Origin of the sequence: Bacillus sp. B2-WWTP-C-10-Post-4 (assembly GCF_009183805.1) — a bacterium.
Taxonomy (GTDB): domain Bacteria; phylum Bacillota; class Bacilli; order Bacillales; family Bacillaceae_G; genus Bacillus_A; species Bacillus_A cereus.
In genome coordinates this window covers 245,913-263,370 of sequence record NZ_WEII01000001.1, presented here as the reverse complement: position 1 = coordinate 263,370, position 17,458 = coordinate 245,913, and the positions used below count along the sequence as shown (strand labels likewise).

Sequence of the window (17,458 nt, the reverse complement as noted above, 5' to 3'; positions counted from 1 at the left end):
GCTTATTCACTCCAAGTTGCGTTAAAGCGATATCCAAGTCCACGTACTGTTTCAATAGAGTTCTCAATACCAAGCTCATTAAACTTTTTACGAAGACGCGTAATGTTTACGTTTAATGTATTTTCTTCAACGAAGCTTTCATCATCCCAAAGCGCAGCTAATAAATCTTCACGGCTTGCTGTACGAGGGAATTTAGATAATAACATTTCAGCTAAAATAGCTTCTTTTTTCGTTAAAAGAACTTGTTCAGATCCGAAGTGAATTTCAGGACGTTCTGGGAATAGTTTTAAACCTTCTACTTCAACGATACGTTCAGAAATATTTGGTGCATAATCACCGTAAATACGGCGTAATTGTCCTTTAATTTTCGCCATTACAACGTCGTAGTGGAATGGTTTTGTAATGTAATCATCCGCACCGCTTTCAATTGCCATAATTTGTTCCATCTCACCAGCACGCGCTGAAATGAAAATAATTGGACAAGTAGATTCATGACGAATTTGACGGCACCAGTAGAAACCATCGAATTTCGGTAAGTTTACATCAAGTAAAACAAGATGTGGTTTCACAGCGTTAAACGATTCCATAATATCATCGAAATTCTCTGCAACAACAGCTTCATAACCGTACTTCTGAATGTGAGATTGCAGTAATGATGAAATATTTGGATCGTCTTCAACGATTAAAATTTTATACATATGTATATTCCTCCTCAGAAAAACAATTGTAGCTATAGTGTATCATGTGTTTCAAGTCTTTTCATTATGTTGAAAGATAAGCTAGTAAACAGTATAGGTTAAAAGTGAGAAAAGTAAAAAGGGCACTGGATACAATTGACAAATAACAGTAATCGGTTTAACATTTAGATAAATATCTAAATGTCTAATTATCGAAAGGAAGAAAGACATTGAATCAAGCATTCAAAGCATTAGCAGATCCAACAAGGCGAAAAATTTTAGACTTATTAAAAGAAGGTGATTTAACCGCTGGTGAAATCGCTGAACATTTCAATATGACAAAACCAAGTATTTCACACCACTTAAGCGCACTTAAAAATGCTGAACTTATTCAAGATGAAAAGAAAGGGCAATTTGTTGTGTACTCTTTAAACACAACTGTCTTTCAAGATTTATTAACTTGGGTGTTTACATTTACGAATAAGGGGGAAGAGGGGAAATGAAAAAACATCTTTTTGCAATCTTATTAATTGTTATAACTTGTTTAGCTTGGGCGTTTGCTTGGCCACATTTGCCGGATACAATTGCAACGCATTGGAGCGGAGGTAAGGTAGATGGATATTCTTCTAAATTTTACGGAATGATTTCTATGGTCGGAATTATGATTGCATTATATATATTTCTAAATGTGATACCAAAGATTGATCCAAGAAAAGCAAATTACGAGAAATTTTCTAAAGCCTTTATGATGATGAATAATGGTGTACTATTGCTACTATTTGTAGGAAATATAGACATTATTACAAGTGGATTAGGATATAACTTATTCATTAATCGGGTGCCTGAATTATTAGTTGGTGTTTTATTTTTAGTAATGGGTAATTATTTACCACAGTGTAAGCCAAACTTTTTTGTTGGGATGCGTAATCCATGGACGTTAAGTAATGAAGAAGTATGGCGGAAAACACATCGGTTTAGCGGAAAAGTATTTGTGGCGTTAGGAATTATTATGATTATAAGTGTTTTCGCTCCGGCTGATTGGAGAACTTATATGATGCTTGGGATTATAGTAGTTGCTGTCATTATAACGAATTTATATTCTTACGTTTTGTATAAAAAAGAAATACAAATGTGAGCTATATTAGTCAAATTTTATATTTATAGTTTCTATGTGTTAAGAGATTTTAATACTCAGTGGGAATAATGAAAAGCTCACTGAGTAAATTTTTCGTTTTAAGGTCTGAAAATTCAATCGAAAAGGTGATTTGGGGGGATTTACATGTTAGAAATTATAAATTTTAGCAAGACATATAAAGACGGTAAGAAAGCAGTTAATCATTTGAATATTACTGTTAAAGCAGGGGATATCTTTGGATTTATTGGACATAACGGTGCGGGGAAAAGTACAACAATTAAGTCGTTAGTAGGAGTTATAGATTTTGAAGAGGGTGAAATTTTTGTTGATGGACATTCAGTAAAAAAGGATCCGATTGCATGTAAGAGAGTAATGGCGTATATTCCTGATAATCCAGATTTATATGAGCAATTAACAGGAATTCAATATTTGAACTTTGTTGCGGATGTGTTTAAAGTGCCTGCGAGGGATCGGGAAGAACAGATACAGAAGTATGGGGATGCTTTTGAGATTACACCGTACTTAGGGGATTTAATATCTTCTTATTCACACGGTATGAAACAAAAAGTAGCGATTATATCGGCGGTTTTACATAAACCGAAATTATTAGTTTTAGATGAACCTTTCGTTGGTCTTGATCCAAAGGCAGCCGTAGTATTGAAAGGTATTATGAAAGAGCTTTGTGAAAAAGGAAGTGCGATTTTCTTTTCTACGCACGTTTTAGATGTAGCTGAGAAGTTATGTAATAAAGTAGCGATGATTAATAGAGGGAAATTAGCACTTTCAGGAGAAGTAAATTCTTTAATAAAGGAAGGCTCATTGGAAGAGCTCTTTATGAAGGAGCTTGCTAATGAATACTAATAGTTTAGGTCTTTTGAAAATTCGGTTGATAACGCAGCTCGGTTTAAACACCTTTAAATACGAAAAAGATAAGAGAAAGAAGCAGAATAAGATTTTGCTGACAGTATCTATTGCTCTAGTTGGTGTCATGTTAATGTTATATTGCGGAGCTTCAGCATATGGATTGATAAAAATAGGAATTAGTGAAATTATTCCCGTCTATGCACTAGTTATTAGCAGTATATTAACGTTGTTTTTCACTATATTTAAGGCAAATGGAGAAATTTTTGCTTTTAAGGATTACGACTTTTTAATGTCATTGCCGATTCGCGTAAGTACTGTTATTGCAAGTAGGTTTTTGTATTTATACTTGCTGAATACAATCTTTTCAATCATAATCATGCTACCAATGGGAGTTGTGTATTGCATACATGAAAATCCATCAGTTTCTTTTTACTTTATGTGGTTCATCAGTATGTTTATCGCATCTTTAATCCCAACAACAATCGCAGCAATCTTTGGAGCTTCGATTACGGCAATCGCTTCTAAATTTAAAAATACGAATAAAATAACTACGATTTTAAGTTTTATAGTAATTATTACATTCGGTTCCTTTATGCTAAAAAACGGAAATGCTCAATATAGCCTTAATGATATGAACGGAATTGGTGCAATTGTTTCCGAGCAATTAACTAAAGTGTATCCATTAGCTAACATGTTTCAAAAAGCAATTGTTAATGCTGATATGGTAGCTTTCATCTTATTCGTGGGGATATCAGTGATTTGGTATTATCTTTTTGTAAAAATACTTTCGTTAAAATATAAGCAAATAAACACAGGGATCACCACTTATCATATGCTTTCAAATTATGAGATTAATAGCATGAAAAAAGAGAGTGTATTGGTCGCATTGTATAAAAAAGAGCTGAAACGTTTCTTCTCTTCTACAGTGTATGTCATAAATAGTGGAATGGGAGTCGTGATGGCGCTAGCTTTCTCGCTAGCTATAGTTGTAGTAGGACCAAGCCAATTAATAGCGTATCCTGGAATTGAGCCCCTGTTGCAAAAGATTGCTCCATTTGCTATTGCAGCAGCGATTTCGATGACATGTACAACATGTGTTTCATTGTCTTTAGAAGGAAAAAATGTATGGATTATTAAATCATTGCCTATAGCGCCAAAGATGATTTATGATAGTAAAATTCTTATGAATCTTTCATTGAGTATACCTGCATCACTTATTAGTGCTGTATTACTGATAATCGGGTTAAAGCTAGATGTTTGGAGCTCTCTTTTCATCGTAATAACACCGATAACATATTCATTATTTTCAGCAGTATGGGGGATTTTCATTAATAATCGATTTGGTTATTATGATTGGGTATCAGAAACTCAAGTAGTAAAACAAAGTATAGGATCGTTTGTTGGTATGTTTGGTGGCTTAATTGTGGCGGTTATACCTGCCTTGTTAATTGGTACTGCTACTATCTCGAACTACAGAGTATTTACTTTTGCAGTTATTACAGTGCTTACGATTATTACTATTTTCTTGTATAAGAACGAGTCAAGAAGAAGTATAAAATAAAGAAGCTGCTCTTCCTTTAAAAAGGGAGAGCAGCTTCTTTATTTTGAAAAGGTTAGCCTCTTATATTACTTTTTTAAAACAGGTACCCATATTTCGCTTCTGAAATTCGGAGAGGATACGTCTTTACTTTCATTCCACAATATCTCCGGTCCTTCCGCTAGTTCATAGTTCGAAGAAGGGAACCATTCAGAATAAATACGTCCCCATACATTTTGTAATGCATCAGGAAATGGTCCGACAGCTTCGAATATAGCCCATGTTGAAGCAGCAACTTCAAGTTGCGCGAATTGCTCTGGGCAATCTTTCGTTGTGGCTACTCCAATGTAGTGATCGAGTTCCCCCTTTCCCTCCATTCTTCCTTCAGAAAAGTTAGTAGAAGCACTAATGATTCCAGTAGGTTCAATGTTTGAAAGGGACTTTAATGTTTGAATAGAATCTGGGTTTAAACTTTTCCACATAGAAGCAATTTCTTCATTTACACCGTTAAAAACGATTGGTACTCGTTTTGTAATACCTATAATTCGAAATGGCTCTTTTTCTTCAATTCGATAGTTCATTTCATTTCCTCCTTGAATGGATAATTGGAAGGTCATTGGTGAATAAGCCTTCAAAGAATGGCTACTATTTCGGGCCTCTGAAGGTGTTATACCGTGCAAGTTTTGAAATGCACGGGCGAATGAATCTGGTGAGTTGTAGCCATATTTTATAGCGACATCAATGACTTTTGCATCGCTATTTTTTAGTTCAAAGGCAGCGAGAGTAAGACGTCTACAGCGAATATAATCAGATAGTGATATACCTGCTAAAAACGAAAACATTCTTTTAAAGTGATACTCAGAACAGAGAGCTAGCCTCGCAACTTCTTTAAAATCAATTTCATTCGTAAGGTTATCTTCAATATAGCGCATTGCAGTATTCATATTTTTAAGTGAATCCATATTATGACCTCCTCTGTACATAGAATAGCAGGAACGAAATGGCCCCATCCGACATTTCGTGCACAACTTTGTAGGTAACTTTTTCACCTTACAAAATTGTAATGTTCCTGTAAGGAGAATGAATGGATGGTATGATATCCCAATGTTATAGTAACAAAGTACTTTAATTCATTATGTTAACTTTTTGATTTCTTTACTTATGTGCCTTACATAACTGTCATGTTTGTGTAAGAAACATCGATAGTGGCAAGAGTAGAGAGTGTATATAGTTGAAAATAGAGAATAGAAGAAATGAGGGATGTCGAGATGAAAACAGTATTAGAAGCAAAAAATATTGAAAAAGTATATGACACGGGTGGTAATAAATTTGCAGCGTTAAAAGGTATTAACTTACAAGTAAAAGAAGGTGAGTTCGTTGGAATTATGGGACCTTCTGGTTCTGGTAAGACGACTTTACTAAATGTTCTTTCTACAATTGATAATGCGACGAACGGTGAAATTTTAATTGATGGAAAAGATATTGTGAAAATGAATGATGATAAGTTAGCATTATTCCGCCGCGATCATTTAGGTTTCATTTTCCAAGATTATAACTTATTAGATACGTTAACAGTGAAAGAGAATATTGCTTTACCACTTGCGCTATCAAAGGTGAAAGCGAGTGAGATTGATCGCCGCGTTCTTGAAATCTCAAAGAAATTCGGTATTGATCATATTTTAAGTCAGTTCCCATATCAAGTATCTGGTGGGCAGAAGCAGCGCTGTGCAGCATCGCGTGCAATTGTTACGAATCCAAGTATGATTTTCGGAGACGAGCCAACTGGAGCACTTGATTCTAAATCTGCAACAGATTTACTTGAAAGTATGAAGTCGTTAAATGAATATGATAACTCAACAATTTTAATGGTAACGCACGATGCATTTGCAGCAAGTTATTGTAAACGAGTTATTTTCATTAAAGATGGTGAACTATATAAAGAATTACACCGCGGTGAATCGACGCGTAAACAGTTCTTCCAAAAAATTGTTGACGTAATGTCTTCTATTTCTGGAGGTATGGCTGATGACCTTATCTAGCATTGCCCTCCGCAACATACAGCGGAACTTTAAAGACTACTTTGTATATTTTGCATCTATGATTTTTAGTATCGTTATTTATTTTACATTTAAAGCACTGCAATATAATTCACAAATGGAAAAAGCAGCAGAAGCTTCAAAAAAAATTAGCGGAGCGTTCCAAGTTTCAAGTGTGATGCTTATCATTTTCGTAGCAGTGTTCATTATATATTCGAACGGATTCTTTACACGTAAACGTAAAAAAGAAGTTGGCTTATATTCGTTATTAGGTATTCGTAAAAGACAAATTGGTAAAATGCTCTTTTATGAAAATATGTTAATGGGATTAATGTCATTAGTAATTGGGATTGCAATCGGTAGTGTCCTTTCAAAATTATTCCTTGAGTTATTAGTAAATATGATGGGATTAAATTTAAACGTTCATTTTGAAGTACCGATGGCTGCCATTATTGATACAGCAATTATTTTCTTTGTGATTATTTTATATACATCACTTCAAGGATATCGTTTAATTTATCGCTTTAAGTTAATTGAACTTTTCCGTGCAGAACGTGAAGGAGAAGCAATGCCAAAAGGATCTGTCATTATGGCATTAATTTCAGTTTTTTTAATCGGTTCAGGTTATTTTTTAGCATTAATGTACATGAAAGCAGTTATGTATGCAGACTTTATGGTCGTTGCATTATATATTTTATTAGCGACAGTAGCAGGGACTTATTTACTGTTCATGTTCTTCACAGTATTTGTATTGAAACGTGCAAGAAATAATAAGTCAGCATTTTATAATGGTATGAATATGGTAACGACATCACAGTTACTATATCGTATTAAAGGAAATGCGAAATCACTTGCGACAATCGCTATTTTAAGTGCGGTAACATTAACAGCGGTTGGTACGTCAGTTACGATGTATTACAACACATTTACGCAATCAAAAGTTGCTGCGCCGTATAGTTATTCCTATGAGAAAAAAGATGCAGCATTAGATAAAAAAGTAAATGAAATACTTGCTGGAGAGAAGAATAATCACCCAGTCACATATGAATCAGAAGTTGAAATGATTCCTGTGAAGGGAACATTTAAAGGTGAAAGAGCTGATCAAGTTCTGAACACACACTATAATGTTACGAATCAGTACCAGCTTATTTCTCAATCAAGCTTTAATACACTTGTGAAACATTTAGATGTAGAGCCTGTAAATTTAAGTGCGAATGAAGCTTTCGTATATGATAGCCTATATATTGAGAAACTTGATTTTGGTCCTCTTTATACAGGAAATACAGCTGTATTCCCTGTTGGAAACGAGTCAAAAGAATTAAAAATTAAAGGTGTAAATAATAGAAGCCTTACAAATTTAAATGAACTATTTGTAATCGTTCCTGATAAAACATATGAGCAAGTGAAACAAGTAAACGAAACGCGTACTGTAAAAAATATTGATGTAAAAGGTGAGCGAAATAGTAAAGAGTTAACAGCAAAATTAGCAAGCATTATGCCAGCTGGAGAATCAGAAGTTTTAAAACCATTTAACGATTTCTATACAGGATTCCAAATGGGGCTTGAAACAACAGGCTTAATGATGTTTATTGGGTTATTCTTAGGATTAGTATTCCTATTAGCAACAGGCTCAATCATTTACTTTAAACAATTAACAGAAGCAAGTGCTGACCGTGATCGCTACGTTGTTCTTCATAAAATTGGTGTAACGAAGCAAGAGATGAAGAGAGCTATCGCAAAACAAGTGAGCTTTATCTTTGCTATTCCATTAATTATTGGTATTTTACACAGTTTATTTGCACTAAAAGGTTTGTCAAATATATTACCATTTGAAATTATGATTCCGCTTCTCATTAGTATTGGAGTATACGGCGCGATTTATATTGGATATTACTTCTTAACGGTTCGTTCTTATTATAAGATCGTGAGTGCGAAGTAATAAGGGACAGCTATCGCTAGAGACGATAGCTGTTTTTTTATTCTTCATAAAATCTTAAGAAATCTCCTTAATTTTTGTTAAGAAATAATAGTTATACTTAGAAACAAGTTAGAAACTATTGAACGAATGAGGAGAGGTTTATATGCAACTCATAACATTCTTACATGAATTTATTAAACATCCGAAACATACTGGTGCAATTGCGCCAAGTTCAAAAATATTAGCAAAGAAAATGGTAGATGTAATTGATTTTAATAAAGCGAAATGCATTGTAGAGTTAGGTCCTGGTACAGGAGTCTTTACGAAAGAAATTATGAAGAGAAAGAAGAAGGAAACAATATTTCTTCTTATTGAAATTAATGAAGTGTTTTGCAAGGAGCTAAAGAGAAAATTTAAAGATGAGCAGAACGTCATTGTTGTACACGGTTCAGCCGAAAATATAAAAAAGTATATAGAAGATCTCAATATAGAATGCGTGGATTACGTTTTATCGGGATTACCTTTTACCTCTTTACCAGAAGAAGTTTCAAAGCGTATTTTAAACAATGTAATGGAAGGGATACATGAGAATGGTGAATTTATTACATTTCAATATTCACTTGTGAAAAAAGGATTTATACAGCACTTCTTTCCTGAAATTACGCTAGAGAAAGTGTGGCTCAATTTCCCACCAGCGTATGTCTTTAGCTGTAAAAAAGAGCTAAGGAGAGCATATGCATAATGGAATTACATGAATTATTATCTTATATTGAACAATACGGTTATTGGGCATTATTTTTCTGTTTATGGTTAGGTATTATTGGTATGCCAATTCCAGACGAAATGATCGTAATGAGTGGTGGCTTTGTATCTTCACTAGGGATATTAAGTGTCATTCCTGCATTTTTATTAACATATTTAGGTGTTGTATCTGGGCTTTCTTTAGGTTATATATTAGGGAAAATATTTGGTACGAAAGTACTTGATAAGCTAGTGAAAAAGAAAAAGGCGAAATATCTTTTGAAATCTCAACAAATGGTAGAGAAGTATGGTCATTATGCGTTAGTCACAAGTTACTTCATACCAGTTGTAAGACATATCGTACCGTATTTAGTTGGAATGAATAACATGTCATTTAAGACGTATGCTTTGTATTCTTATACGACAGGATTTGTTTGGACACTCGTTTACTTTGTGCTCGGTGCTTTATTTGGAAAGCATATTGAAAGTATTGTAGCGATTGCGATAGAATATGGCGTGTATTTTGGCGTGATTGTTTTTATAGTTACAGGTATTCTTTATTTATATAGACAAAAAAGAATCACGCTGATGAGTAAATAGAAGTAAAGAAAGTTTCTTCCAGTATGAAGGACAAGATAGGATTATAAGTATAAAATTATCTTTATTTAATGGTAAAATATAGGTAAGTAGTTAAGGGAGGAAGAGCGTTGTGCTACTCATTTTTAGCCTTATCTTAATTGGAATTATGTGCAGTATGAAAATAGTATCCTTACACATGATAGAACGACAAAAGGTAGAGGAACGATATGTATATTGTCCAAAATGTGATACGAAAATTAGAAGAGGAAATTCAGCTCCTTTTTGTTCGAAATGTAATTTAATATTTTAAAAATAAAAAGTCCGAAATCACTTTATATAGTTTCGGACTTTTTATTTTTAAGTAAACATTAATCCACCTAGTTCTCTTTCGTTTGTTTATTAGCTAAAATGGATTATGAATAACAATAGTATGTAAACGAAAATAAATATAAATGTACACATGGAGTGTTATATTTGGAGATTTTAATCATAGTAGGATGCCTATTAATAGGAATTATTTTGATTAGTATAAGTATCTATCGATTTGTTAAAGAAATAAAAGAAAAAAATTCAAAGAAAGAGAAATGGAAAGTAGTAGCTGGAAATTTGATAGAGTTATTTAGTGATCCATTGCACGGAGCACCGTTCTATTTTTTAACTGGGGGTCTCTTTTTTGTAATTGGGCTGTTATTTCTTTCTATGGGAATGGGATGGCTTGAAATTGATTAAGGCGTATTAACAAAGATGTTTCATAGTTGTATTGCGAAGAGGAGAGAGCAAATGCCGGTTATAAGAGATATACAATTGAGTTTTCTAAAAGTAAAAGAGCATACTAGAAGCACTGAGACATTACAGTTAGCATCTACAAGCAACTACGATGAAGATATCTCTTTTGGTAAAGAGACGAGCTGTATTACTTCTTTATATTGTCGACATATGCCAAAGTTAAGAATGGAGTATGAGAAAGGTATTTTGATTCATTGTGTGGATGATATTTCATTACTCGATGAGTGGGAGAAGAAATATCGAATTTTCCCTGAATATATGAATGCTTTTGTGAAATATGGGAGTGTGAGGGATTTTCCATATTTATCAGATAGAGAGAAAAAAGAATTAGCCCTTCAAATCGTTCATGGGGAAATGAAGCGTTTAGCTGTGAAATATGATTGGGATATAGAAGAGTTAGAAAAAGTGAAGAATAAGATACTAGAATTGAATTATAGAAACGAGTTCGTATATATAAAAAAGAGTAGTCCGAATAAAAAATACGTATGTAATATAACATGTCAGCATGAAGTGGCTTATGCTGACGTGTACTTAGAAATAAGAGAGTATAGAACGAGGCGGTTAATCAAAAAGGAAAAGCTTATTAGAGAAGAAGATATGTATAAGATGTTTGATCATGTTAGTAAAGTGGCTTGGAAGTTAAACCATAAAGTACTGCTGATGAACGATAAAGGAAAAACTGTATGGATGTTAACCTTCTTAGAGAAAGATATCCCAGCTAATTTAGTTTGGAAGATTGAAAGAATAGATTGAAAATAGATGAGAAGTGGAGTGCATATGATGGAGACACAAATCGTTATTGGAGTACCTGGTTTATGGAAAGATAGAACAGAATTAATACAAGAAGTTGTGAGTAAAAGTAACTATATATTAGCGGGAAATGTTATGCACCATAAGGAGAAAGAGATTGGCTTTGAAATTGATATATATGAACAAGAGGATCCATTTTATAATCCGTGTGGGGTATGGAAGTTAGAGAGTGCTTCGGCAAAGAAATCTATCTTTCAAAAATTGGGGAGTGTGCTAAAAGGGTGGAAAAATACATAAAAGAACAGAAGAGTATATGTGATAAATATAAAGCGGAGTATGTAGAATCTCCGAATGATTTGAAATTAGGAATAGCGCAAAATGTGAAAGATGGTATCGCTCCGATTAATGGGTTACGAATGCCTATAGAAAATGGAACGACAGGTTGGTACATTTGGGCTGGTGAAGAAATGGGGACAGAAGAAGATTTCTTTCTTCCTTTACACGTTCAACATATTGATGAATGGGCACCTGAAATAAAGAAGTATTTAGGGTTACCACCTGGTTGGAGATTTTTAATTGCTGGAGATTACGAGGACGTGTGGTATGATCCGAATTTGTTTGATGAAGATTTAGAAGAGGATGCAGATGAATGGGAAGAAAATATGCTACAAGAGTATGGATGGTACATGCATAGCATATTAGCAGAAGATATTGATGGCATCCATGCTAATTATCATACGCATGGTCTAAGAGATAACTTTAATCATCAAGATTTACAAATAGCATTAAATATGGATCCTGAAGCCGCGCATAGTGTTTTTTGTACCATAATAGAAGAAATAAAGAGCGGAAAAAAGTTTGAACAAGGGATTGAGTATACGAATATTATTGAAGGATATCCCATTATTATGAAGTCTTTCGTAGAGATGGATCGAGAAGTTTTGAGGGTTTTATTACCTGATGAAAGAGGGATTCTTCCTACGAGGCCAGAGTGTGATGAATGTTATAAGACTCAATTGGATGATATTGAGGAGAGTTGATAAAAAAGAGCTTGAAACTATTCAAGCTCTTTTTTTATCACTATTTATGTCCTAAAATATGCTCAATCTCATGCAAACTTAATTTACTTGCCTTAGCCATCGTTTCAAGTGGTATACCAAGATTATACATATTTTTAATTATTTGAATTTTCCCCTGTTGAACTCCTTCTTTTCGACCTTGTTCAATGCCCTGTTCAATGCCCTGTTCAATGCCCTGTTCAATGCCTTTTTCAATGCCTTTTTCAATTCCTTGTTTCATCCCTTGTTCCATTCCTCTTTTTATTCCTTCTGTCTCTGCATGGGCGAATTTTGCTGCTTCATCCATTAAAACTTTCTCCCTTGCGTCATAGGCTTGTCGGAAAGATGAATCTTGACTCATACGTTCCCATTTATTTATCGCTTTTTGTAAAATAGGGTCTTGGTTCATAGCAATATCCTCCAATAGTTTAGTTAAGTGCTCATCCTCATTTGCTGAAAGCAATAAAAGCCAACGAACAAATGGATCTTTCCACGGATTTACTTTTTCTTCATGCCATTGTTCAGTTAACTTTGGAATTTCTATAATGTGGATTTCAATGTCGTCAATCAGGAGTTTTTGTTGTTGTGTATTCCATAATATGCTTGTTGTATGGAAGGCTGGGTGTTCCGAAAACATTACGAAGTTTAGTAAGTTTATGGTGATGGTTTTGTGAAGTGCACTGTAGGGCATCCCTTTTTGTAGTTGAGATGTGTATAGTCTTCCCCAATAATATAAACTGCGTTTAACCATATCGTGATTATTATTGAGTTGTATTTCTACATTGACTTTTGTTCCTGTGTCTAATGTTGCTGAAATGTCTAAAATAGATAACTTATCCTCTTCATATTCCCTGTGTAAATGTGGATCTTCTAGTTGTAGAGAAGCAATGGGCGACTCTAAAGACTCTTGTAACATAGCATTTAAAAATGCAATTAGAATATCTTCGCTACCATTCGTACCAAACAATTGTTTAAATGCAAAATCAATGCGTAAATTAACTAACTGTTGGTTGAACAAAGTGTGCCCTCTCCCTTATATGAAGGTGCTTCTTTCCTTCATTGTACATAAAAAGAACTAGAGTATGCAAACAAGCCATTCTTCTATTTTATTAGAGGATGTTTAGAGATTCCTATAATTGACTACCACGAAAATTTCATATGGACTGTGTGGGTATCACTTAGTAAAGAAAGTTATGATGAAGTATTAGAAAAGTGGGATGAAAGAGGCCGAGAAAATAGTGATCCTTATTTTGGTTGGTTATCTGTAGAAATACCAGTTTATCCAGAAACATTAAATTTAAAAACAAATGTACATATAAGAGAAGTTGGAATGGCACCGTATGTTGAATTAGAGCCAACCGAGCATCCTTTAGCGATCGAACAAAGAAATGGAATTACTTTAGAGAGAGTTAAAGAAATAGAGGAAATGATCCAACAATATAACTAGATTAGAAGAGAAAAAACGAGTGCTAGCACTCGTTTTTTTATTACACAACCGCAGGATTATAAATCATCGTAAAGTGTCCTGGTAATAATTCAATGTGACAAGGTGTATGAAGCGAGCTTTCTCCATCTGTATCTACTTCTTTTTCTTCTTTCGTTTCAATATGAATGGATTTCGCTTTTACGTGGAAGATGTCATTTTCATTTGAGTCTTCAAATAGTTTCTTTCCGATGTAATCTTTAAATGCTTGAATACCTGTTGATTTGACTACGAAAATATCAAGTGTTCCGTCATCACATTTTACGTTCGGAATAAAGGATGGAATACCACCAAGATATTCACCATTTCCAACCATGACAAGGACAGCTTCGTCTTCATATACTTGTCCGTCATAAGTAATTTTTACCGGGAATGTTTCAGCATTCTTTACAGTTCGAATTGTGCTTAAATAGTAACCGATTTTACCAAGCTTTGCTTTTTCTTCTGCATCGATATTGTTTGATACTTCAGATACGAGTCCAATGCCCCAGAAGTTTAAGAAATGTTGTTCATTTGCTTTTGCAACGTCAACTGGTTTTATATGTTCTTTTGTAATAAGTTTTGCCGCTTCTGCAATGTTTTGCGGAACACCAAGTGTGCGAGAGAAGTCGTTGCAAGTTCCGCCTGGAATGATTGCAAGTGTAGGTCTATTTTCGAGAGGTGCTAAGCCATTTGTGCATTCAAATACTGTTCCATCACCACCAAAGACGACAATTAAATCTACTTTACTAGCAAACTCTTGGCAATATTTTGTTGCATCACCTTGTTTTTTCGTGTGAAGGATATGTAGATCAGGAAAAGCTGCGGCAAGAGGTGGTACGATTTTCGTTAAATTTGTATGTAAGTCACCTTGACCAGCTTTCGGATTTACGATGAGGAGTACTTTTTCAAATTTTGTCTTTGTCATATTTCATCTCTCCCTGTAGTTTGTAAATGGAAAGAAAGGAGCTGTTCCCATGTATTTTAGAACAGCTTCTCCCTATTAATTGGGTGCTAAGATTGTCAGTTATTGTCGGTAAGGCGATATATTTAAAAAATCGCCGATATACATTTTATGTACTATCGATTTTTTAAGTTATACGATTATTCCGTTACAACTGAAGCAATGAATGGTAAGTTACGATATTTTTCCGCACAGTCGATACCGTATCCAACGATGAATTCGTCTGGAATTTGGAAGCCAACATATTCAGCTGTTAAGTCTACTTTACGACGTTCTGGTTTATCAAGTAATGTACAGAACTTGAGTGCTTTTGGTTTATGCATAAAGAAGTGATCTTTTAGGAAATGAAGTGTTAAACCAGAATCGATAATATCTTCTACAACAATTACGTTTTTCCCAGTAATGTTTACGTCGATATCTTTTAGTAGTTTCACTTTTCCTGTTGTTTCTGTTTGATTTCCGTAGCTAGATGCAGAAATAAAGTCAATTGTTACATCATTTTTGATGTTACGAATTAAATCAGCAGCAAATACGAATGAACCTTTTAATACTGCGATAACTACAATTTCTTCTCCTTCAAAGTCACGTTCGATTTGAAGTGCTAATTCTTTAACTTTTGCTTGTAATTGTTCTTCAGAAATTAAAGTGTCTTTTATTTCAATATTCATTGTAATCCTCCTACAGTGTAAAACTTACGAACATTTCGACTGTAAAGGATAGAATAGAAAAAGTCAAAGGAGATAGTAATTTTTTACAAAGATAACGACAAAATCATCTGATGATATGATATACTAAGTATATCAAGAAAACGCTTCCATAAAGGGTGAATATGATGAAGAAGAAACAGTACACAAGTGTAACATTTATAAAAGCATTACTTTTAACAATTGTTCTTGGCCTGTTGGCTTACGTAATTGATGTACCTGCGATTCGTATTTCATTAATTGGAATGACTTTAGTGTTAGGAGCAATTTCGCACGGTATGATGTCGCAGCTAAAAGAAGCTGGACTTGATGATATGAGAGATCATATAGATAAAAAGTGAGAAACCTTCATTATATAGAGTGAAGGTTTTTTTTGTTTCTTACAAAAATGTAAGGTAGTTGTAAGGCAAATCGATAGTTGCATAAGAGCATTTTGGATAAACTATGGGTGTAAGGTAAAAGGCAAGCATATTTTAGGTAAATTAAGTTTTAGGCACTCTATATGTGAAAAAGGAGTAGGAGGGCATGGAGAAACGTTGGACGACCTTTTCTTTTTTAGCGACTAGTAACACCGTAATGCTAGATGGAAAAATGGATTTTTTGCACTTGTTTGATCGTGAAAATGATCATTCTTCTTCTAAATTTACAATGAAATGGAATAAATGGAGCGAGAGTTGTAAGATTGAAGAAGAGGCCCCTAACGAAGAGCAAAAGATTATTTTAACAAACCCTATTAAAGCGTGGGTTGTTCAACGTCGTAAGTGTAACGTCAAAAATCACTTCAAGAAAACTGAGCCGAGACAATTAGTTATCGCTCCGGCCCGTTCTACTTCCAAATCACGCGAAAGTAACATGTAAATAATTGAGACACACACCCGAAAAAAACATCGTACATATTGCGATGTTTTTTTCTTTTTCTACAATGAAATCTTTAAATGAAATATATTTCATCTGCATCTTATATTTATATCTCTTGCTTATTCTAGTAATACATCCGATGCGAGTAGATGTGAATAAAATATAAGGAGAGAGTGAAAATGAAAAAGAAACTATTACCAATTTGTGCAATGGCACTTTTAACAGTAGGATATTCTTCAGTAGCGAGTGCGGATACTGGAACAGTAACAAAGGAAGAAGAAGCGCAAGTACAACAGGATAAAGCTAAAAAAGAAGAAGCAATTAAGGAACAGCAAAAAAGTGAAATAGAGAAAAAGCAAGCAGCACAAGTACAAGAAAAAAATGATATGGCTAAAAAAGAGGAAGCAATAAAAGCTGAGAAAAAAAGTGAAGAAGAGAAAAAGAGAATAGCGCAAGAACAGTTAAAAAACGATATGGCCAAAAAAGAAGCAGCGATAAAAGCCGAGCAAAAGAATGAAGTAGCTAAAAAAGAAGAAGCAAAGCCAGTTGTACAAGGTGAAAAATTACCAAATACAGCATCAAATAATGTAGCAATGATGGGATTAAGTGCATGTCTTGTAGCGGTAGGTACATTATTTGGTTTGAATCGTCGCAATAAGATTAAAGCGTAAATAAAATATTTTCCTATAAAGAATGGGATAATTTCATATATTAAAAATGGTAGGTTACTCCTACCATTTTTGGCATGGAGGAATGAAGAATGAAGTTACTCAATTATATCGGTATCATATTGATGGCTATAGGGCTATTCATGGGATCCTATTATGCTGTGGAATGGTATAAAGGAAGAAGCTCTGCCGGGCAATTAACGGCAGAAGAAATAAAGAGCCTTAAAAATATACAAGATACTCAACTTTCTCATGAAACACCTGTAACTTCTCAAGTGCCTTCTTCTCAAACAGAACATAAAGAGGGAGAAAAGGTAGCGATGTTAAACATACCGAAAATAAAGAAGAAGTTTTCCATATATTGGGGAGCAGATGATACGACTTTGAAAAAAGGAGTGGGTATGTTCGTTAGTGATTTAACGACAACTCCATCTGGAGGGGGACATACTGTACTGAGTGGACATCGAGATACTGTATTTACAGATTTAGAAGAGTTGAAAGAAAAGGATACCCTTGTTTTAGAGTATGATAATAAAACGTACACATATGAAATTCAAAAGACATGGATTACTCATGCGGATGATCGTACTGTTATTATAAAAAAAGAAGAACCGATATTAACACTGACAACTTGTTACCCATTTGATTATATAGGGGATGCACCAGATAGATATATTATCGAGGCGAAGTTAACTGGCAGTTATTCAAAGTGAAATTATAG

At 34.1% G+C, this 17,458-nt stretch carries 22 protein-coding genes and 1 pseudogene; 18 read left to right on the top strand and 5 right to left on the bottom strand.

Annotation, left to right across the window (positions count from 1 at the left end; genetic code table 11):
* Positions 1–2: 2 nt before the first annotated feature.
* Positions 3–698, bottom strand: a complete 696-nt coding sequence (locus tag GBN78_RS01460) for a response regulator transcription factor (RefSeq protein WP_000276738.1) — start codon at positions 696–698, stop codon at positions 3–5.
* A gap of 209 nt (positions 699–907) precedes the next feature.
* On the opposite strand from GBN78_RS01460, the gene GBN78_RS01455 reads away from it, so the two are divergent.
* The 4 genes from GBN78_RS01455 (at position 908) to GBN78_RS01440 (ending at position 4,237) form a co-directional block, all read left to right on the top strand.
* A complete protein-coding gene (locus GBN78_RS01455) occupies positions 908–1,180 on the top strand; it encodes an autorepressor SdpR family transcription factor (protein WP_001070531.1) in 273 nt (90 codons plus the stop codon).
* Positions 1,177–1,812, top strand: a complete 636-nt coding sequence (locus GBN78_RS01450) for an SdpI family protein (RefSeq protein WP_000716347.1) — start codon at positions 1,177–1,179, stop codon at positions 1,810–1,812. The genes GBN78_RS01455 and GBN78_RS01450 overlap by 4 nt, the downstream gene beginning before the upstream one ends.
* Before the next feature lie 144 nt (positions 1,813–1,956).
* Positions 1,957–2,673: an ABC transporter ATP-binding protein gene (locus tag GBN78_RS01445; protein ID WP_044584940.1), complete on the top strand. Its 717-nt coding sequence runs from the start codon at positions 1,957–1,959 to the stop codon at positions 2,671–2,673.
* The gene (locus GBN78_RS01440; protein ID WP_044584939.1) at positions 2,663–4,237 is read left to right on the top strand and encodes a hypothetical protein; all 1,575 of its coding nucleotides are present in this window, start codon (positions 2,663–2,665) and stop codon (positions 4,235–4,237) included. The genes GBN78_RS01445 and GBN78_RS01440 overlap by 11 nt, the downstream gene beginning before the upstream one ends.
* Before the next feature lie 65 nt (positions 4,238–4,302).
* Here the strand turns inward: GBN78_RS01440 and GBN78_RS01435 are convergent, their stop codons facing one another.
* A complete protein-coding gene (locus GBN78_RS01435) occupies positions 4,303–5,175 on the bottom strand; it encodes an AraC family transcriptional regulator (protein WP_070184439.1) in 873 nt (290 codons plus the stop codon).
* 306 nt (positions 5,176–5,481) lie between these two features.
* Here GBN78_RS01435 and GBN78_RS01430 point away from each other — a divergent pair, with 306 nt between their 5' ends.
* From GBN78_RS01430 to GBN78_RS01390, 9 genes are all read left to right on the top strand, one after another.
* Entirely contained in the window at positions 5,482–6,252 is a 771-nt protein-coding gene (locus GBN78_RS01430; RefSeq protein ID WP_000859655.1) for an ABC transporter ATP-binding protein, read from the top strand.
* On the top strand, positions 6,239–8,188 hold the full coding sequence (locus GBN78_RS01425) for an ABC transporter permease (protein WP_000176153.1): 1,950 nt from the start codon (positions 6,239–6,241) through the stop codon (positions 8,186–8,188). Before GBN78_RS01430 ends, GBN78_RS01425 begins: the two co-directional genes overlap by 14 nt.
* A gap of 142 nt (positions 8,189–8,330) precedes the next feature.
* Positions 8,331–8,909: a class I SAM-dependent methyltransferase gene (locus tag GBN78_RS01420; protein ID WP_001176053.1), complete on the top strand. Its 579-nt coding sequence runs from the start codon at positions 8,331–8,333 to the stop codon at positions 8,907–8,909.
* Complete coding sequence (locus GBN78_RS01415) at positions 8,909–9,508, top strand: DedA family protein (RefSeq protein ID WP_044584935.1); 600 nt, start codon at positions 8,909–8,911, stop codon at positions 9,506–9,508. Before GBN78_RS01420 ends, GBN78_RS01415 begins: the two co-directional genes overlap by 1 nt.
* 109 nt (positions 9,509–9,617) lie before the next feature.
* The gene (locus GBN78_RS01410; protein ID WP_001986677.1) at positions 9,618–9,797 is read left to right on the top strand and encodes a hypothetical protein; all 180 of its coding nucleotides are present in this window, start codon (positions 9,618–9,620) and stop codon (positions 9,795–9,797) included.
* Positions 9,798–9,961: 164 nt separating this feature from the next.
* Positions 9,962–10,216: a hypothetical protein gene (locus GBN78_RS01405; protein WP_000404319.1), complete on the top strand. Its 255-nt coding sequence runs from the start codon at positions 9,962–9,964 to the stop codon at positions 10,214–10,216.
* Between the two features lie 51 nt (positions 10,217–10,267).
* On the top strand, positions 10,268–11,026 hold the full coding sequence (locus tag GBN78_RS01400) for a hypothetical protein (protein ID WP_050822142.1): 759 nt from the start codon (positions 10,268–10,270) through the stop codon (positions 11,024–11,026).
* Between the two features lie 24 nt (positions 11,027–11,050).
* On the top strand, positions 11,051–11,320 hold the full coding sequence (locus GBN78_RS01395; RefSeq protein ID WP_000970753.1) for a hypothetical protein: 270 nt from the start codon (positions 11,051–11,053) through the stop codon (positions 11,318–11,320).
* A complete protein-coding gene (locus tag GBN78_RS01390; protein WP_070184438.1) occupies positions 11,305–12,063 on the top strand; it encodes a DUF4262 domain-containing protein in 759 nt (252 codons plus the stop codon). The genes GBN78_RS01395 and GBN78_RS01390 overlap by 16 nt, the downstream gene beginning before the upstream one ends.
* Before the next feature lie 40 nt (positions 12,064–12,103).
* Here GBN78_RS01390 and GBN78_RS01385 read toward each other — a convergent pair whose 3' ends face one another.
* Positions 12,104–13,099 carry an Rpn family recombination-promoting nuclease/putative transposase gene (locus tag GBN78_RS01385; protein WP_070184437.1) on the bottom strand — a complete coding sequence of 332 codons (996 nt, stop codon included), beginning with the start codon at positions 13,097–13,099 and terminating at the stop codon, positions 12,104–12,106.
* 84 nt (positions 13,100–13,183) lie between these two features.
* Here GBN78_RS01385 and GBN78_RS01380 point away from each other — a divergent pair.
* A pseudogene (locus tag GBN78_RS01380) lies at positions 13,184–13,528 on the top strand (DUF2199 domain-containing protein); the annotation flags it as partial.
* 40 nt (positions 13,529–13,568) lie between these two features.
* On the opposite strand, the gene GBN78_RS01375 reads toward GBN78_RS01380, so the two are convergent.
* A complete protein-coding gene (locus GBN78_RS01375) occupies positions 13,569–14,471 on the bottom strand; it encodes a diacylglycerol/lipid kinase family protein (protein WP_070184436.1) in 903 nt (300 codons plus the stop codon).
* A 176-nt stretch (positions 14,472–14,647) separates the two neighbouring features.
* Positions 14,648–15,175: a hypoxanthine phosphoribosyltransferase gene (gene hpt, locus GBN78_RS01370; RefSeq protein ID WP_001019298.1), complete on the bottom strand. Its 528-nt coding sequence runs from the start codon at positions 15,173–15,175 to the stop codon at positions 14,648–14,650.
* Between the two features lie 161 nt (positions 15,176–15,336).
* Here hpt and GBN78_RS01365 point away from each other — a divergent pair, with 161 nt between their 5' ends.
* The 4 genes from GBN78_RS01365 to GBN78_RS01350 all read left to right on the top strand — a co-directional run bounded on the left by GBN78_RS01365 (position 15,337) and on the right by GBN78_RS01350 (position 17,450).
* Entirely contained in the window at positions 15,337–15,552 is a 216-nt protein-coding gene (locus GBN78_RS01365) for a hypothetical protein (RefSeq protein WP_002001286.1), read from the top strand.
* 184 nt (positions 15,553–15,736) lie between these two features.
* Positions 15,737–16,069, top strand: coding sequence for a hypothetical protein (locus GBN78_RS01360; RefSeq protein ID WP_000415619.1), 333 nt, complete (start codon positions 15,737–15,739; stop codon positions 16,067–16,069).
* Positions 16,070–16,248: 179 nt separating this feature from the next.
* The gene (locus GBN78_RS01355; protein ID WP_030028875.1) at positions 16,249–16,740 is read left to right on the top strand and encodes an LPXTG cell wall anchor domain-containing protein; all 492 of its coding nucleotides are present in this window, start codon (positions 16,249–16,251) and stop codon (positions 16,738–16,740) included.
* Positions 16,741–16,829: 89 nt separating this feature from the next.
* Positions 16,830–17,450: a class D sortase gene (locus GBN78_RS01350; protein WP_000771590.1), complete on the top strand. Its 621-nt coding sequence runs from the start codon at positions 16,830–16,832 to the stop codon at positions 17,448–17,450.
* Positions 17,451–17,458: the final 8 nt, after the last annotated feature.

Coding starts and splice junctions, on each gene's coding strand:
- GBN78_RS01425 (WP_000176153.1), top strand. CDS start 6,239: ATGACCTTATCTAGCATTGCCCTCCGCAACATACAGCGGAACTTTAAA.
- GBN78_RS01365 (WP_002001286.1), top strand. CDS start 15,337: ATGATGAAGAAGAAACAGTACACAAGTGTAACATTTATAAAAGCATTA.
- hpt (WP_001019298.1), bottom strand. CDS start 15,175: ATGAATATTGAAATAAAAGACACTTTAATTTCTGAAGAACAATTACAA.
- GBN78_RS01430 (WP_000859655.1), top strand. CDS start 5,482: ATGAAAACAGTATTAGAAGCAAAAAATATTGAAAAAGTATATGACACG.
- GBN78_RS01360 (WP_000415619.1), top strand. CDS start 15,737: ATGGAGAAACGTTGGACGACCTTTTCTTTTTTAGCGACTAGTAACACC.
- GBN78_RS01415 (WP_044584935.1), top strand. CDS start 8,909: ATGGAATTACATGAATTATTATCTTATATTGAACAATACGGTTATTGG.
- GBN78_RS01440 (WP_044584939.1), top strand. CDS start 2,663: ATGAATACTAATAGTTTAGGTCTTTTGAAAATTCGGTTGATAACGCAG.
- GBN78_RS01350 (WP_000771590.1), top strand. CDS start 16,830: ATGAAGTTACTCAATTATATCGGTATCATATTGATGGCTATAGGGCTA.
- GBN78_RS01450 (WP_000716347.1), top strand. CDS start 1,177: ATGAAAAAACATCTTTTTGCAATCTTATTAATTGTTATAACTTGTTTA.
- GBN78_RS01355 (WP_030028875.1), top strand. CDS start 16,249: ATGAAAAAGAAACTATTACCAATTTGTGCAATGGCACTTTTAACAGTA.
- GBN78_RS01395 (WP_000970753.1), top strand. CDS start 11,051: ATGATGGAGACACAAATCGTTATTGGAGTACCTGGTTTATGGAAAGAT.
- GBN78_RS01400 (WP_050822142.1), top strand. CDS start 10,268: ATGCCGGTTATAAGAGATATACAATTGAGTTTTCTAAAAGTAAAAGAG.
- GBN78_RS01375 (WP_070184436.1), bottom strand. CDS start 14,471: ATGACAAAGACAAAATTTGAAAAAGTACTCCTCATCGTAAATCCGAAA.
- GBN78_RS01435 (WP_070184439.1), bottom strand. CDS start 5,175: ATGGATTCACTTAAAAATATGAATACTGCAATGCGCTATATTGAAGAT.
- GBN78_RS01420 (WP_001176053.1), top strand. CDS start 8,331: ATGCAACTCATAACATTCTTACATGAATTTATTAAACATCCGAAACAT.
- GBN78_RS01460 (WP_000276738.1), bottom strand. CDS start 698: ATGTATAAAATTTTAATCGTTGAAGACGATCCAAATATTTCATCATTA.
- GBN78_RS01445 (WP_044584940.1), top strand. CDS start 1,957: ATGTTAGAAATTATAAATTTTAGCAAGACATATAAAGACGGTAAGAAA.